Source organism: Leptolyngbya sp. O-77, assembly GCF_001548395.1.
GTDB lineage: Bacteria > Cyanobacteriota > Cyanobacteriia > Elainellales > Elainellaceae > Thermoleptolyngbya.
This window is the reverse complement of record NZ_AP017367.1, coordinates 3,290,755-3,304,371: the sequence shown is the minus strand read 5'-3', so window position 1 is coordinate 3,304,371 and position 13,617 is coordinate 3,290,755. Positions and strand designations below refer to the sequence as shown.

The 13,617-nt window shown below is 55.2% G+C and carries 11 protein-coding genes and 2 pseudogenes; 6 read left to right on the top strand and 7 right to left on the bottom strand.

Annotated elements, in window-relative coordinates:
* Window positions 1-68 precede the first annotated feature (68 nt).
* A complete protein-coding gene (locus O77CONTIG1_RS14080) occupies window positions 69-440 on the bottom strand; it encodes a hypothetical protein (RefSeq protein WP_068511544.1) in 372 nt (123 codons plus the stop codon).
* Between the two features lie 411 nt (window positions 441-851).
* On the opposite strand from O77CONTIG1_RS14080, the gene O77CONTIG1_RS14075 reads away from it, so the two are divergent.
* Both O77CONTIG1_RS14075 and O77CONTIG1_RS28415 read left to right on the top strand, forming a co-directional pair.
* Entirely contained in the window at window positions 852-1,265 is a 414-nt protein-coding gene (locus tag O77CONTIG1_RS14075; protein ID WP_068511540.1) for a PPC domain-containing protein, read from the top strand.
* A gap of 384 nt (window positions 1,266-1,649) precedes the next feature.
* Window positions 1,650-3,298, top strand: a pseudogene (locus O77CONTIG1_RS28415) (CTP synthase).
* A 178-nt stretch (window positions 3,299-3,476) separates the two neighbouring features.
* Here O77CONTIG1_RS28415 and O77CONTIG1_RS14065 read toward each other — a convergent pair.
* A complete protein-coding gene (locus O77CONTIG1_RS14065; protein ID WP_068511537.1) occupies window positions 3,477-3,581 on the bottom strand; it encodes a photosystem II reaction center protein T in 105 nt (34 codons plus the stop codon).
* 129 nt (window positions 3,582-3,710) lie between these two features.
* Window positions 3,711-5,245 (bottom strand): annotated as a pseudogene (psbB, locus tag O77CONTIG1_RS14060) (photosystem II chlorophyll-binding protein CP47).
* Between the two features lie 278 nt (window positions 5,246-5,523).
* On the opposite strand from psbB, the gene O77CONTIG1_RS28410 reads away from it, so the two are divergent.
* The 4 genes from O77CONTIG1_RS28410 (at window position 5,524) to O77CONTIG1_RS14040 (ending at window position 9,397) form a co-directional block, all read left to right on the top strand.
* Window positions 5,524-6,024, top strand: coding sequence for a 2Fe-2S iron-sulfur cluster-binding protein (locus O77CONTIG1_RS28410; RefSeq protein ID WP_172799691.1), 501 nt, complete (start codon window positions 5,524-5,526; stop codon window positions 6,022-6,024).
* Between the two features lie 154 nt (window positions 6,025-6,178).
* Window positions 6,179-6,295, top strand: coding sequence for a photosystem II reaction center protein PsbM (gene psbM / locus O77CONTIG1_RS14050; RefSeq protein ID WP_068511535.1), 117 nt, complete (start codon window positions 6,179-6,181; stop codon window positions 6,293-6,295).
* A gap of 498 nt (window positions 6,296-6,793) precedes the next feature.
* Entirely contained in the window at window positions 6,794-7,756 is a 963-nt protein-coding gene (locus tag O77CONTIG1_RS14045) for a UDP-glucuronic acid decarboxylase family protein (protein ID WP_068511532.1), read from the top strand.
* 264 nt (window positions 7,757-8,020) lie between these two features.
* A complete protein-coding gene (locus O77CONTIG1_RS14040; protein ID WP_068511529.1) occupies window positions 8,021-9,397 on the top strand; it encodes a UDP-glucose dehydrogenase family protein in 1,377 nt (458 codons plus the stop codon).
* A gap of 179 nt (window positions 9,398-9,576) precedes the next feature.
* Here O77CONTIG1_RS14040 and O77CONTIG1_RS14035 read toward each other — a convergent pair whose 3' ends face one another.
* From O77CONTIG1_RS14035 to O77CONTIG1_RS14020, 4 genes are all read right to left on the bottom strand, one after another.
* Window positions 9,577-10,296 carry an ABC transporter ATP-binding protein gene (locus tag O77CONTIG1_RS14035; protein WP_068511525.1) on the bottom strand — a complete coding sequence of 240 codons (720 nt, stop codon included), beginning with the start codon at window positions 10,294-10,296 and terminating at the stop codon, window positions 9,577-9,579.
* 79 nt (window positions 10,297-10,375) lie between these two features.
* Window positions 10,376-11,593 (bottom strand): ABC transporter permease, encoded by a 1,218-nt coding sequence (locus O77CONTIG1_RS14030; protein WP_068511521.1) that lies wholly within the window; start codon window positions 11,591-11,593, stop codon window positions 10,376-10,378.
* 9 nt (window positions 11,594-11,602) lie between these two features.
* Entirely contained in the window at window positions 11,603-12,934 is a 1,332-nt protein-coding gene (locus O77CONTIG1_RS14025; protein WP_068516589.1) for an efflux RND transporter periplasmic adaptor subunit, read from the bottom strand.
* Between the two features lie 142 nt (window positions 12,935-13,076).
* Window positions 13,077-13,574: a GbsR/MarR family transcriptional regulator gene (locus tag O77CONTIG1_RS14020; protein ID WP_197673197.1), complete on the bottom strand. Its 498-nt coding sequence runs from the start codon at window positions 13,572-13,574 to the stop codon at window positions 13,077-13,079.
* Window positions 13,575-13,617 lie beyond the last annotated feature (43 nt).

Here is a 13,617-nt window from a genome sequence, read left to right as displayed (position 1 = left end):
TTCGGCTACAAATAATCAGTCAGGGGTAGGCGAACCAACCCCCTAGCGCTCAGGCTCCTGGATCAGTTCTAGCGCTTGCGAATGTCGCGGGCCATGTTACGGAATAGATCCATGCTGGAGTCAGTTGTACGGCGCTCGTTCGTTGGCTTGGGTGTTGCTTCAGGAGACGCAGAAGTCGGTTCAGTCGGAACTTGCAGACCGTTGCTCAACTTCATATCGTCAGAAGACACTTCATACTCCACTTCAAACTCGCCACCGTTGCCTGCGGTCTTAGGGAACTTGTGCTTGATGACTTTTTTCGAGCGCATGTACTCGATGTTGCCCATCGTTTTGGCATCGTCTGCGTCCAGGAAATAGGCTCCTGGCTTTGCGCCATTGCTAGCGGAGGGCGAAGCCTCTGCATTCTTCTTTTTGCCAAACAAACCGAATAGTCCTGCCATGAGTGCCTCTGAAAAATATCGTTGCATTAATTAACATTATGTTAATTTTGCCCAGGATTTCCAAGCGGTTGGGCGAGATTTGTGAACGAATTGAGACGAGCGATCGCCTCCTGAGGCAGATCCCCCAATTGCCGAATTCATAAGACTTTGGAGACTTGCTGCAAAAGCCGGGCGATCGCCATCCAGGGCGTTTGATGGATGTTACGTCCGGGGGCACATCTGGGTAACCTTCAAGAAGAGAATGATTTTGCTTTTGTGAATTCCGAATTTTCTCCCTGAAGCCGAATAGCAGAGCATGTAAGAATCGTTGTGTTGTGTTTGGCAGGCCCTGTATCAGGTGAGACATTAAAACACCATCGCAGGATTCTCTAGCGCGACTTGTTCTATTTGGATTTAGTTGAGGAACGGGCTATGACAGGTCAGAAATGGTTTGCCAGGGTGCTGGCCGGTGCAGTAGCGGTGGGAATCTGCGCGACAGGGGCGATCGCCCGCGCTCAGGAAATGCTGCTGAGTGAAGAAGGCGTGCTGGAAAACGGCGACATGGTGCTGCCTTCGGATAACAGCCTGTACGACCAGTTCACCTTTGAAGGCAAAGCTGGACAAACGGTGACGATCAAGCTATTCAGCACTGAGTTTCAGCCCTATCTGGCGGTCATCAGCCCGGAAGGTGAGGTGCTGGGCGAAAACCACAGCGCAGGCGGCAACCCTCAGAACTCGCAATTGGAACTGACGTTGACCACCGACGGCACCTACATCGTAATTGCCAACGGTTTTGATGCCAGCAGCCGCGGCCGCTACACGGTCGAGGTCACGGCTGCTGAGTAAGAGGAAACCCCTCGGGGTCATTCTGGCAATTCTTTAGAGGAGCCGACGGAAAACAGCCCAAAACGCAGGCAAGGCTGCATAGGGCGATCGCTCGTGGGCTGCTGAAACCGCTTGAAAGAACCTGAGATGACTTTCCTGAAGGATTGACGCATTGCTGATCTGCGATGCTCTTTGGAACAGTTCTTTATAACGTTTCTGGCGCGGCGCATCTCGATGAGGTGCGCCGTTTGTTTTAGGGGATTGGTTTATAGCGTCTGGGGAACGGCTCAGAGCGAATTGAAGGGGACAGCTTGTGTCAGAATGGATTCGGTCAAATTGGCAGTCTGGCGATCGCCCTCATCTTTTCAGTTTTCTCGCTCTTTCCCCCACGCTCTCTCCCCACCTATGACAAAGTTTGTATTTGTAACGGGCGGTGTTGTTTCCAGCATCGGTAAAGGCATTGTGGCATCCAGCCTGGGGCGACTGCTCAAGTCGCGCGATTACTCCGTCTCGATCCTGAAACTTGATCCCTATATCAATGTCGATCCCGGCACGATGAGTCCGTTTCAGCACGGGGAAGTCTTCGTGACGGAAGATGGCGCAGAAACAGACCTCGACCTGGGACACTACGAGCGCTTTACCGACACCTCCATGTCGCGGCTCAACAGTGTGACCACCGGATCGATTTATCAAGCTGTGCTGAACAAAGAGCGGCGGGGTGACTATCAGGGCGGCACGGTGCAGGTGATTCCTCACATCACCAACGAGATCAAAGAACGGATTCTGCGCGTCGCCACCAACACCCACCCCGACGTGGTGATTACCGAAATCGGCGGCACCGTGGGCGATATCGAGTCGCTGCCGTTTCTAGAAGCGATTCGTCAGTTTCGCAAGGCGGTGGGGCGGCGCAACGTGCTGTATATGCACGTTACGCTGGTGCCGTGGATAGCCTCAGCCGGCGAAATGAAGACCAAGCCGACGCAGCACTCGGTCAAGGAACTGCGCTCGATTGGGATTCAGCCAGATATTCTCGTCTGCCGGTGCGATCGCCCCCTCCCCAAGGGCATCAAGGAAAAGCTGTCAGAGTTTTGCGATGTGCCCGTGGAATGCGTGATCACGTCGCAGGATGCCAGCAGCATTTACGAAGTGCCACTGACGCTGGAAAAAGAGGGACTGGCGCACCAGGCGATCGACCTGCTGCAACTGGAGCAGCGCAACCCCGACCTGAGCCAATGGGAAGAACTGGTGGAGCGGCTGCATCGCCCTGGGTGTCCGCTGGAAATCGCCATCGTGGGCAAAATACGTGCGGCTGAATGATGCTTATTTGTCAGTGGTGGGAGGCGCTGCGCCATGCGTCGCTGGCTACAGGGGGCGATCTGCGGATTCGCTGGATTAATTCTGAAGATATCGAGCCGCTGACGGTCGCAGAACAACTCCAGGGCGTTCATGGGGTTGTTGTGCCCGGTGGCTTTGGCAGTCGCGGCATCGATGGCAAGATTACTGCGATTCAATATGTGCGTGAGCGCCAGATTCCATTTCTGGGGCTATGTTTGGGGATGCAGTGTTCGGTGATTGAATGGGCGCGGCATGTAGCTGGCATGGAACACGCCAACAGCTCCGAATTTGACCCACAGACCCGCAACCCGGTAATTAACCTATTGCCCGAACAGCAGGATGTGGTGGATCTGGGGGGCACGATGCGCTTGGGGCTATATCCCTGTCGGCTGCAACCCAATACGCTGGCTGAGCGGCTTTATGGCGAAGAGGTGGTCTACGAGCGGCATCGGCACCGCTATGAGTTCAACAATGCCTATCGCACGCTGTTTTTAGAAACGGGCTATATGATTAGCGGCACTTCCCCCGATGGTCGCCTGGTAGAAATTATCGAGCTACCCAGCCATCCGTTTTTCATCGCCAGCCAGTTTCATCCCGAATTTCAGTCGCGTCCAAACGCCCCTCACCCGCTATTTCGAGGGTTTGTGCAGGCGGCGATCGCCCACTCAGAGCAATCTTCAGGGCAATCCCCAGTCAAGCCCCAATCGCTGGTGAACTAGGACTGGGCGTGCCAAGCGCTCCACACCCGCTCCACACCCAAAGAGAATGGGCTGCCTATAAGAGAAAAGCTGCCCATAAAATTAGCCGTCGAAGTCGTCCCCAGCAGGAACCTCATTCGACGGCAGATTTTGCATTGTTGCAAGCGCAAAGTTGCAAGCGCGAAATTAAAGCGAAAAACTAATCCTCGTCGCGGGTGATGCGAGGCGGTTCACGGAAGGCGATCGCAAAAAAGAGCAGTCCCAACGTGCAAACCAGCAGAAAAACGTAAATCAGGCTCTCCATAACACAGTCTCCTAAAGCTATTCAAGGAAACGCAGCACCAGACCAAAACAGTCCAACAGAAACAAATGCTAAAGGAGGGAATGCTCAGAAAGCAAAACTCGCCAGCAAACCCTCCATGAATCTGGCAACCTAGACGGCTTCCTTGCGGCGAGTTGTCTTGTCACCCACTTTCTGGAACAAGCCCCACTCCACCTGCTCTTCCGAGAGGTCGGGGTCAATCCCCGCAAACACATCGCGGAATAGCGTCCGGGAGCCATGCCAGATGTGGCCGAAGAAGAACAGCAGCGCAAACACCGCATGTCCGTAGGTAAACCAACCGCGAGGACTGGTTCGGAACACCCCGTCAGACTTCAGAGGCTCCCGATCGAACTCAAAGGGTTCGCCCAACTGAGCCTTGCGAGCGAGCTTCTTCACCTCTGCTGGGTCGTCAAACACTTGACCATCCAACGCACCGCCGTAGATTGTTGCCGTCACGCCAGCCTGCTCAAAGCTGTACTTCGACTCAGCCCGACGGAACGGAATGTCTGCACGAACCACGCCGTCTTTATCCGTCAGGATAACCGGGAAGTTCTCGAAGAAGTTGGGAATCCGACGCACAAACAGTTCACGCCCAGCGGCATCCTTAAACACGGGATGGCCGAGCCAGCCCTGAGCAATACCGTCGCCCTTGTTCATCGGCCCGGTGCGGAACAGACCGCCCTTAGCTGGGTTGTTGCCCACATAGTCATAGAAAGCGAGCTTCTCAGGGGATATTCTCCCCAAGCTTCGGCTAACGTCAGACCATCGTCCACATCCGCTTGAACACGACGATTGATCTCTTGCTGGAAGTAGCCGCTATCCCACTGATATCGAGTCGGGCCAAACAGTTCAATCGGCGTGGCAGCGCTGCCGTACCACATGGTGCCAGCCACCACGAACGCCGCGAAGAATACCGCTGCAATACTGCTCGACAGCACCGTTTCGATGTTCCCCATCCGCAGCGCCTTATACAAACGCTCGGGTGGACGAACCGTGAGGTGGAACAAGCCTGCAATAATGCCTACGATGCCAGCAGCAATATGGTGTGCCACGATGCCGCCCGGATTGAACGGGTTGAAGCCTTCAGGGCCCCAAGACGGAGCAACAGGCTGGACGCTTCCCGTCAATCCATAAGGGTCGGACACCCACATGCCTGGGCCAAACAGCCCTGTGAGGTGGAATGCTCCAAAGCCGAAGCAAAGCAGACCAGAAAGAAAAAGATGGATACCGAACATTTTGGGCAAGTCCAATGCAGGCTCACCCGTCCGAGGATCTCTAAATAGCTCCAGATCCCAATAGACCCAGTGCCAGCAGGCTGCCAGGAACAGCAGTCCCGACAGAACGATGTGGGCAGCAGCAACACCCTCGAATGACCAGAAGCCAGGGTTGACCGCAGTTTCACCCGTAATGCTCCAACCTGCCCAGGACTGAGTAACGCCCAAGCGAGCCATGAACGGCATGACAAACATGCCCTGTCTCCACATGGGGTTCAAAACCGGGTCGCTGGGGTCGTAGATCGCCAACTCGTACAACGCCATTGAACCGGCCCAACCTGCAACCAGCGCGGTGTGCATCAGGTGTACAGCAATCAGGCGTCCTGGATCATTCAGAACCACTGTGTGTACGCGATACCAGGGTAGTCCCATCGACTACGCTCCTCCTATTACGTTTCAACGCCTTTTTGAGCCTTTTTATTAAGCTGCAAGATACTAGTAAGCCTACCAGAATCAAGCACCATTATCCGTGGCAAACCGCCCAAAGTCCTGTGAACCAACGAAAGACAACGTGCGATCGCCAGACACTTCGACAGTTTGACAATCCGGTTGTAAAAATGAAAGTGTATTAAAAAGTGTAACCAGGGCCTGGATGGGACGCAAGCATTGGTTACAGGCGCATTGCGTAAGACGCAGGGACGGTATCGGACATGGCCAATATTAAGTTTGTTAAAGAAAACAAAGAGATTATTGCTGCCGACGGAGCTAATCTGAGGCTCAAGGCTCTTGAGAATAGCATCGACCTCTACACCTTCATGGGCAAAATGATGAACTGTGGAGGCTATGGTCAGTGCGGCACCTGCATCGTGGAGATTGTCGAAGGGGCAGAAAACCTGTCCCCACGAACGCCAGTAGAAGAACAGAAGCTGAGGAAGAAGCCCGCAAACTACCGACTCGCTTGCCAGACGATGGTGAATGGGCCGGTCAGCGTTGTGACTAAGCCTAAGCCTGGTGAGACAGTAGAGTATCAGCCTAGTTCGTCTTCACAGACTGGTTCGGGAACTGGTGAGGTCGGCGCTGTCCAATCGCCTGAAGCAAGTTTGTCTCCTGAAGCCTCTGCGCCAGACTTGGAAGCGGCAGCGGATGAGCAAGCGTCAGAATCGGGAGCTGAGGAGACGAATCCTTCTATGGAGAAGCTTGAAGTCGTCTGATTCTATAGGCTTGTAGCCCTGAGTCATCAGGGGTCTGAGCCTCAGAAGTCCAAGGTCTTCGTAGCCCTGTTGGCTTGATGCGCCTATGCGACGGGGTGATATTCTGTAGTCTTAGGAGTTTATATCTCTGGATTTGCGTGGAGGGTCTAGCATTATGGTTGTTAATGATCTTGGGTTTGTCGCTAGCTTGCTGTTTGTTCTGGTTCCAACGGTTTTCCTGCTGATTCTTTACATCCAGACTGCTAGCCGCGAAGGTAAGCAGTCGAAATAGTCGAAGTAAAAGTTGAAGTAAAAGTAGTTGAAGTAGTCGAACTAGTTGCGATAATTCTAGTCGCAGTAAAAGTTGGAGACTGGATGTTCAATTGGTGAAAGCGGGCAGAGTTTCCTGTCCGCTTTTCGTTTGGGCTGTAGAGGGAGTTGTGAAGCTTCCAGTTTTCTTGGAGGGCGATCGCCCAACCCGTTCTTTCAGATCAATCTGCTGAATCCTGCACTTTAGCTTAAACCCTGCGTTTAGAACTCCTGGCTCGTATTGAATTTAGAACGTTAGGGCAGCCCTTGAAGGGGTGTCGCACCGAGGCGAAGGTTGTATCCACACAAGCAGATTATTTTATTTTGTTATGCGATATTTGTTTAGCCAGCTTCACATTTCCGTGAAAATACTGTGACGTGTGCCAGTGGGCTTGCCTCACATTGGGTCATGTGCCAGATACTTTAGTTTTAGACAGCCTGTAGTGCGTTTGGAGTTGTACACACTCATACGGTGGTAACTATGCGAATTTTAGTGACGGGTGGTGCAGGGTTCATTGGCTCTCACCTCATTGATCGCCTCATGACAGAGGGACATGAGGTGATCTGTTTAGACAACTTTTATACAGGTGACAAGCGAAACATTCTTCGCTGGATCGATAGCCCATTTTTCGAGCTGATTCGTCACGATATCACCGAACCAATCCGGCTTGAAGTCGATCAGATCTATCACCTTGCCTGCCCCGCATCCCCAGTTCACTATCAATATAATCCCGTAAAGACGATCAAGACCAACGTCATGGGAACTCTAAATATGCTGGGGTTGGCCAAGCGGATCAAAGCTCGTTTCCTATTGGCATCCACTTCTGAGGTTTACGGAGACCCGGAAATTCATCCCCAGGTCGAGGAATATCGCGGCAACGTGAACCCAATTGGAATTCGCAGTTGCTACGACGAAGGAAAGCGGGTCGCAGAGACGCTGGCGTTTGACTATCATCGCCAGAACGATGTGGAGATTCGAGTTGCTCGGATCTTCAACACCTATGGCCCCCGAATGCTCGAAAACGACGGTCGGGTGGTTAGCAATCTTGTGGTGCAAGCCCTGCAAGGCAAGCCCCTGACAGTCTACGGCGACGGATCGCAAACCCGCAGTTTCTGCTATGTCTCGGACTTGGTAGACGGACTGATTCGCCTGATGAATGGTGATTTCATGGGCCCGGTTAATCTGGGTAATCCTGAGGAGTACACCATTTTGCAACTGGCTCAAACGGTGCAATCCATGATCAATCCTGATGTAGCCCTCAAGTTTGAGCCGCTGCCTCAAGATGATCCTCGTCGTCGTCAGCCCGACATTACCCGCGCTAAGACGCATCTGGGATGGCAGCCGACTGTGCCTCTTGCGGAAGGGCTACAGGTCACGATCGAGGATTTTCGCGCTCGTCTGGGCGATCGCGTCGCTAAAGTTCCCTCAGTTTCCTCACACTAGCGAGGCTGGCTGTCCAGGGTTCCCCAGAATCTCTGAAGCCTCTTACTGGGTTCACGAGCCAGTCTTGTAGAGGTTGCCCCGCCAAGTCCTTTGATTCTGCCTTACGGTAGCTTTGATAGGCTACACAGCTTGTCCTACCTGGGCGTTTTAGATCTGGAGCGCTTTTGACTGCATCTTGTAGGAACGTTTGTTGTTCGAGACTTGTTGTTCAGGATGCGTTTCCCCTGTCCATCGTCAGCAGTTGAATAAATTGAGGTACTGCCCATGCGCGTGTGTGTTATCGGTACAGGCTACGTCGGCTTGGTGACAGGTGTTTGCTTGTCTCACATTGGGCATGACGTAATTTGTGTGGACAACAACGAAGAAAAGGTCAAGCTGATGAAGTCCGGGCAGTCGCCCATTTTCGAGCCTGGACTCTCTGAGCTAATGACCGCCTGCATTCAGGAAGGCAGGATTGAGTTCACCACTGACCTAGCCAAGGGTGTGGAACATGGCGAGATTTTGTTTATCGCCGTGGGTACACCACCGCTGCCTACCGGAGAGAGCGATACCCGCTATGTCGAAGCCGTAGCCCGCGGGATTGGGGCACACTTGAACAGCGGCTACAAGGTGATTGTGAACAAGTCCACAGTGCCGATTGGCTCCGGCGACTGGGTTCGTATGATTGTTATGGATGGCGTTTTAGAGCGTCAGGTGGCCACGGCTGGCGGTGGCGTAGCGGTGGCAGAGCCGGATGTTGCTTTTGACGTGGTCAGCAACCCTGAATTTTTGCGGGAAGGTTGTGCGATTTACGACACCTTCAACCCAGATCGCATCGTGCTGGGTAGCAATAGCTCCCGCGCTATCTCGATGATGAAGGATCTGTATGCGCCGATTGTGGCTCGTCAGTTTGCGGAAGACAAATCTGGCCCGACGGTGCCCGTGGTCGTGACCGACCTCAGTTCGGCAGAGATGGTGAAGTACGCTGCCAATGCATTCCTGGCAACCAAGATTAGCTTCATCAATGAAGTGGCAAATATCTGCGATCGCGTGGGTGCGGACGTAACCCAGGTCGCCAAAGGCATTGGTCTAGACTCACGCATCGGCGGCAAGTTCCTGCAAGCAGGCATTGGTTGGGGTGGCTCTTGCTTCCCCAAAGACGTTGCAGCACTGGTTCACACGGCAGATGATTATGGCTATGAAGCTCAGCTTCTAAAGGCTGCTGTGAGCGTCAACGATCGCCAGCGCTTGATTGCGGTTGAGAAACTCCAACAAGTGCTGAAGATTCTGAAGGGAAAGACGGTGGGCCTGCTGGGCCTGACCTTTAAGCCCGACACCGACGACATGCGCGATGCGCCTGCGCTGACTATCATCGAGCATCTGACTCGTTTGGGCACAAAGGTCAAAGCCTATGATCCCTTGGTATCTCAGACCGGAATGCGCCACGGCTTGTCGAACGTGATTGTGGAAACTGATCCAGAACGTTTGGCAGATGGCTGCGATGCGCTGGTGCTGGTGACGGATTGGAGCCAGTTTAAGACGCTCGACTATGCCAAGATGGCAACGCTGATGAACAGCCCCATTCTGATTGACGGACGCAACTATCTTGATCAAGAAGCGATTGAGAGAGCTGGTTTCCGCTATGTGGGCATTGGTCGCTAGTCCTGGGATAAGGGGGTCGGCTGCGAATTAGCTGGCAGCCAGTTCCCTACCCGATCGGGCCTCCAATCAAGCTAGAAAGCATCAAGACCTTGCTGAGAATTCTCGCAAGGTCTTTTTGTTTTTTTCGTACGGGGTTCTTGTCAGGTGCGATTTCAGGCTTCGCCCCAGGTGAGAACCGCTTAGACAGGCGCAACAGACACCTGAGCGATGTCTGACGGAGCCATGTTGGCATGGATGACCTGCCCGTCGCGGAACCAGACCACACGGCGAGTGAGTCGAGCCACCTCTGGTTCATGCGTCACCATGACCACTGTGATGCCGCTGGCATTTAGCTCCTGAAAGATATTCATCACTTCTTGAGTGGTGTGTGAGTCGAGGGCACCCGTCGGCTCGTCGGCCAGCAGCAAGACAGGACGGTTTACAATAGCGCGGGCGATCGCCACCCGTTGTTGCTGTCCTCCCGAAAGCTGATTGGGGCGGTTGTTCATGCGGTTTTCCAGACCCACACGGGTCAGCGCTTCGGCGGCCCGCTCCTGGCGCTCGCGTACAGGCACACCTGCATAGACCATTGGTAGCATCACATTCTCGATGGCAGTGAGTTGCGGCAGCAGGTGGAATTGTTGAAACACAAAGCCAATCTTGCGATTGCGGACGTGGGCCAGTTCCGTATCATCCAAACCCGCCACATCGGTTCCGTCTAGGTAGTAGCTGCCAGATGTCGGGCGATCGAGGCAGCCGATCACGTTCATCGCCGTGGACTTGCCAGAACCAGAAGGCCCCATGATGGAGCAATATTCCCCCGCTTCAACCGTCAGGTTCACGTCCGACAGGGCGCGGACTTCCGTATTGCCAGAACCGTAGACTTTAGAGATGTGTTCGAGGCGGATGATGGGCTGCATAGGAAAAGAGGATTTTAGGAGGGTGGGGTGCTGGCGCAGTGGAGCCGAAACCCTACCACGCCAATACGAGTTAGGACAGTTAGGCACTGCGGAGGGCAACAATGGGGTCAAGCTTGGCAGCCTGGCGGGCGGGAACCACGCCAAAGAAGAGGCCAATGCCACCCGACACACCCACCGCCAGGAGAACTGCGGTTGGGGAAACACCCGCCTTGAGCGGAGTCAGCGCACCCGCCAGCGACACGCCACCGATGCCGATTAGGGTTCCTGCCACACCGCCCAGTACTGCCAGGATGGTTGCCTCGATCATAAACTGCACCAGAATGTCTTGTTGGGATGCGCCGATCGCCTTTCGGAGACCGATTTCCTGCGTGCGCTCTCGCACCGAGACAAGCATGATGTTCATGATGCCGATGCCACCCACTAAGAGCGAAATTCCGGCGATCGCCGCCAGCATAATCGTCAGCGCTCCAGTCACGTTGCCCACAATCTCTAGCGCGTCTTTCTGGCTGCGAACTGTAAAGTCATCTTCAGACACAATCTTGTGCCGCAGCCGCAGCAGGTTCGTCACCTGAAACTGCGCCGCGCCAATCGACTGCTCATCTCGCGACATAATGGAAATGAAAGTGACTTCCGTTCCATAGGGTGACGAGTTGCCTGTGACCTGAGACGACATAGTGGTGATGGGGATATAGGCTACATCGTCTTGGTTGTTGCCTAGAAATGCGCCCTTGGCCTCCATCACGCCGACAACTTGGAAGGTTAGATTTTTGATGCGAATGGTCTGCCCCATTGGGTCGGAGTCGCCAAATAAGCTTTTTGCCAAGTCAGCCCCCAGCGCCACCGAGCGGTTTCCGCGCTGCACGTCCATGTCGTTGATGAAGCGCCCCCGCGCTACCGGAAAGCTTCGCACGGTGCTGAATTCGGGGGTCGTGCCAACAATCAGGGCGCTGGTGCTGCGGTTGCCCTGGGTGACGGTCTGCTGGGTTTGCAACTGGGGCGCAACGCCGATGACCGTGGGCACCTGAGAGGCGATCGCCTCTGCATCTTCCAGCGTCAGGGTACGCGGCGTTTCCAGCGTGCGCTGGCGAGACGAGTCGCTGCCAGGAATGACAAACAGCACGTTTGGCCCAAGCGACTCAAACTGTTCCGACGCATAGCGCTGCGCCCCCTGGCCTACGCCCACCATCGTAATCACCGAGGCATTCCCAATGATGATGCCCAGCATGGTCAGCGCACTGCGGAGCTTGTTAGCTTTGAGGGTTTTCACCGCCATTGCGGTGCTTTCGAGTAAGTCCATAGATCCTCCCTATTGCGGCTGCATCCACTCGCGGGCATACTGCGGGGGCAAATCGATAAAGACGCGATCGCCCGGTTCGATGCCGTCTAGAATCTGGGTCTGGTTGCCGACGGCAGTGCCCAGCGTGACGGGGCGAAATTCGGGTCGATTTCGCTCACCGGGAACCAGCACCCCGTTCTGCCCATCCTTTGTGACGATTGCCACCGTTGGAACCACGACCGCGCTATCGAGGCGATCGCCCAAAAAGTCCAGATCTACGTTCATGCCCGACAGCAACCTGTCTTGCCCCGTCAGCAGGCGAATCCGCACCTGAAAGGAGGTGACGTTTTGCCGCACCACCGCCTCCGGAGCCACCAGCCGCACTTCACCCGTGAACACCTGATTAGGCAGGGCATCGGCACGAATTTCTACCGTTTGGCCGGGGCGAATCTGCCCGATGTCTACCTCTGGCACGTCTGCTAGGATTTCTAGCCCGCTGGCGATCGCCACAATCGCCGTCGAAGTAGCGGAAGTTGCGTCCGAAGCCGAAGTCGTCGGCGTGACGAACGCCCCCTCCGTCGCATATTTCTGAGTCACAATGCCGTCAAAGGGGGCCCGCAGCACCGTATCCTCCTGCTGTACTTCCACACTGCGGAGATTGCCCAAGGCACTGGCCAACTGGGCTTCTGCCTGGGCAATGTCTTCGGCACGGCTGCCGTTGCGAGACAGATTCAGGCTCTGCTCCGCGGCCCGCAGGCTGGCCTGGGTTTGCTCCAGGTTGGCGCGGGCGCTGTTGGCTTCACGCACCACTTCATCCAGCGCATCGCGGGAAATTGCGCCCTGGCTGGCCAGCGATCGGTTCCGCTCTAGCCGCTGATTCGCCAACTGTACGCGGGTTTCGGCATCGCGCACTTGGGCCCGGGCCCGCTCCACTTCGGCCTGGCGCTGGGCAATTTCTTCAGGGCGACTGCCCGATCGCACTTCTGCCAATCGGGCCTGCGCTTCGGCCACCTGCGCCCGCGCCTGCATCATTCGCGCCGCCACGTCTTCGCTTTCCATACGGGCGATGATCTGTCCTTCCCGGACGCGATCGCCCTGTTCCACCAGCAGCTCTCGCAAAATGCCCGTCGCCTTGGGGCTAATATTCACAGTCTGCACAGGCTGCACCTTGCCGTTTGCCGTAATCCGCACTGTCAGCGCCTGCGATTCCACGGGCACCGTCAGCGTCGCCACATTGGGAATGGCTGCATTTTGCCGCGCCACTAGCGCTGCCGTCGTACCCGTGCCAATTAAGCCCACTGCTACCAGTCCCCACAGCCAGGGATTGCTGGGCCGAACTTTGCCGATCAGAGGGAGTTGCATGGTCATTTTAGGGATGGGGGATTCTGGGGATTGGGAGTATTGAGGGAATGAGAGGTGAGAGAAGGCAACCCATGAGAAAGGATTTGAAGATTTGTGAAAGGATTTGGCAAGACTCGCTTACTGCGGTCATCGGGTCATTTCCTCACTCCACTGCCATCTCCCGGCGATGCTCAATCCAGCGCTGGTGGACACGAGGCAGTTCTTGTTCCCAAAAAGCGTGGTAGTCGTGCATTTCGCGGAGGCGCTGCTGGGATTCGGGCGGCTGGGTTTTGAGCAGGTCGAGGCCGCGTTCGGAGAGCTTGCGGAAGGCGGCAATGCGGGCAAGCTGCTGTTCGTGAAGCTGCGACCAGGCGTGGGGCTTGATCTGAAAGAAGTCGCGGCGATCGCCCGGCAGCGGCAGTCGTTCGATCAGCCCAAGCTGAATCAGCAGGCGCGTCATCGAGCTAATGGACCCCTTGCTGGCTTGCAAGACTTCTGCCAGCTCGCCACTAGACTGGTGCGGCGGCTGAGAAATCAGCAGCCAGCCAAAAATGCGCCCGGCCATGCGGGGCAGCCCAATCAGCTCAAACATCAGCCCGACTTCCTCGACAAAATGCGTATGCTCGAACGGCTGCTCTCGGTTCAACGGCTTCCACCTCACGTTAGATCTTAACGATACTTAACACGAATTGCCCTCAGTTTGG

What these genes read in the sequence shown, in the direction of transcription:
- O77CONTIG1_RS14065 (WP_068511537.1), bottom strand. Translation starts at nt 3,581, where the DNA reads ATGGAGAGCCTGATTTACGTTTTTCTGCTGGTTTGCACGTTGGGACTG.
- O77CONTIG1_RS14040 (WP_068511529.1), top strand. Translation starts at nt 8,021, where the DNA reads ATGCGCGTGTGTGTTATCGGTACAGGCTACGTCGGCTTGGTGACAGGT.
- O77CONTIG1_RS14080 (WP_068511544.1), bottom strand. Translation starts at nt 440, where the DNA reads ATGGCAGGACTATTCGGTTTGTTTGGCAAAAAGAAGAATGCAGAGGCT.
- O77CONTIG1_RS14075 (WP_068511540.1), top strand. Translation starts at nt 852, where the DNA reads ATGACAGGTCAGAAATGGTTTGCCAGGGTGCTGGCCGGTGCAGTAGCG.
- O77CONTIG1_RS14045 (WP_068511532.1), top strand. Translation starts at nt 6,794, where the DNA reads ATGCGAATTTTAGTGACGGGTGGTGCAGGGTTCATTGGCTCTCACCTC.
- psbM (WP_068511535.1), top strand. Translation starts at nt 6,179, where the DNA reads ATGGTTGTTAATGATCTTGGGTTTGTCGCTAGCTTGCTGTTTGTTCTG.
- O77CONTIG1_RS28410 (WP_172799691.1), top strand. Translation starts at nt 5,524, where the DNA reads ATGGCCAATATTAAGTTTGTTAAAGAAAACAAAGAGATTATTGCTGCC.
- O77CONTIG1_RS14030 (WP_068511521.1), bottom strand. Translation starts at nt 11,593, where the DNA reads ATGGACTTACTCGAAAGCACCGCAATGGCGGTGAAAACCCTCAAAGCT.
- O77CONTIG1_RS14025 (WP_068516589.1), bottom strand. Translation starts at nt 12,934, where the DNA reads ATGCAACTCCCTCTGATCGGCAAAGTTCGGCCCAGCAATCCCTGGCTG.
- O77CONTIG1_RS14035 (WP_068511525.1), bottom strand. Translation starts at nt 10,296, where the DNA reads ATGCAGCCCATCATCCGCCTCGAACACATCTCTAAAGTCTACGGTTCT.